2 protein-coding genes are annotated in these 1,628 nt (G+C 65.3%); one reads left to right on the top strand and one right to left on the bottom strand.

The genetic code is table 11. The annotated features are described in order from the left end of the window. Positions 1–124: 124 nt before the first annotated feature. Positions 125–754: a glutathione S-transferase family protein gene (locus AC1D00_RS40215; RefSeq protein ID WP_477014519.1), complete on the top strand. Its 630-nt coding sequence runs from the start codon at positions 125–127 to the stop codon at positions 752–754. Between the two features lie 16 nt (positions 755–770). Here the strand turns inward: AC1D00_RS40215 and AC1D00_RS40220 are convergent. After that, on the bottom strand, positions 771–1,628 hold an 858-nt coding region (locus AC1D00_RS40220; protein WP_477014520.1), incomplete at its 5' end, for a DUF3592 domain-containing protein.

The raw sequence follows: 1,628 nt of genomic DNA on the forward strand, positions 1-1,628 counted from the left end.
ATGTTGCAGGTGCCGTTGCAACCGGCGCAATGCTCCATTTCCATATTCTTTCTTGCGCCGCGCCGATCTGGTCGTGGAAACTGACCGGCCCCGCCGTGTCCCGCCAATGAGAAGAGCGAGAACCATGTTCCTGATCGGCCAATATGATTCCCCCTTCGTCCGCCGTGTCGCGATTGCGCTGCGGCTTTACGGGCTCGCCTTCGAGCACAGGCCGTGGTCCACCTTCGGCGATGCCGACAAGATCGCGCCCTACAATCCGCTGCGCCGCGTCCCGACCCTGGTGCTCGACGACGGCGAGGCGCTGATCGAGAGCACGATCATCCTGGATTATCTCGATGAACTGGTCGGTGAGGGGAAGGCGATGCTGCCGCGTAGTGGCGCCGAGCGGCGCAAGCACCTGCGCATCTGCGCGCTCGCCTCCGGTCTCGGCGACAAGGCGGTGAGCCTGCTCTACGAGCGCGTGCTGCGGAAGGAGCAGCTTGCGCTGTGGGTCGAGCGCTGCCAGGCGCAGATCGGCGACGTGCTCGGCGTGCTCGACGCCGAGCGCACCAAGGTAACGACGCCGTACTGGCTGGGTGAGCGCATTGGCCATGCCGATATCGCGGTGGCCTGCGTCGTGCGCTTCACCCGCGAAGCGCATCCGCTTCTGTTCGACGCGGCGCGCTACCCGGCGCTCGCGGCGCATGCCGACCGCTGCGAGGCGCTGGCGCCGTTCAAGGAGATCGTGCAGCCACTGGCGCCGCCGAAAGGGTGATTGGCATCAAGCGTCTCTATGCGAACCCGACCTTGATCAGGATTGTCAGGAAAAGGCCTCCGACGACCGCACAGACCGCGGCACCGATCAGCGGCCCCAGCGCGCCTTCCCGGCTCGCAGGCTCCAGCACCGCATGTCCCGGTCGTTCCGGATCGTAGTAAACTTTGACGTTCTGCCCGGGACGATATTTCGCTGCGGCCTTTTCGGCGACCTCGCGCAGCCCGGAGATCATGGTGCCGCCCCAATCGACTTCGGTGCCGATGAAGTCGCGCTTGTCGACCCTGTAGGCGTAGCGCAGGTCGACCTGATAGCGGTGTTGGAGCTTGCTGGACCGGGACTTGTCGTCGTCGCTCTTCTCCTCGATGATTTCCTCGATCACGTCGCAACGGGTGACCCTGCCAGCCGCGGTCGGCCAGCGCAGGCTGGCGCTCGCCAGCCGGCGCGTCCGGACATACTCTGCGACGCAGAACACGCCGCCCACGAGCACGATGATCGGCAACGCGAACGCGAACAGCGGAACGCCGTTGTTGGTGTAGAGCACGTGACCCGCGAGCGAATGCGCGGTGAGGGTGGCGGCAATGAAGCCGAACACGATGGTGAACGCCACCAGTGCCGCGACGTTCTGCGCGGCAGCAGGTTCGAGCAACGCCTCGGTCGGTTGCCTCGGATCGACGTGGACGTCGACATGCGCCCCGACCGGATATCGTCCGATCAGTTTTGCGGCCAGTACCCTCGTCGTGATGACGGAGCCGCCGACAAAGACCTTGTCGCTTTCCAGCTCCTGGCCGCCGGCCTGATAGCGATAGCGGATGATAGGCTTGGCGTCGTTCCGATCGTCCGAGGCGTGCGTCGCCGGCTGTTCGACCCTGGAGAC

Source organism: Bradyrhizobium sp. P2_E8 (genome assembly GCF_056403875.1).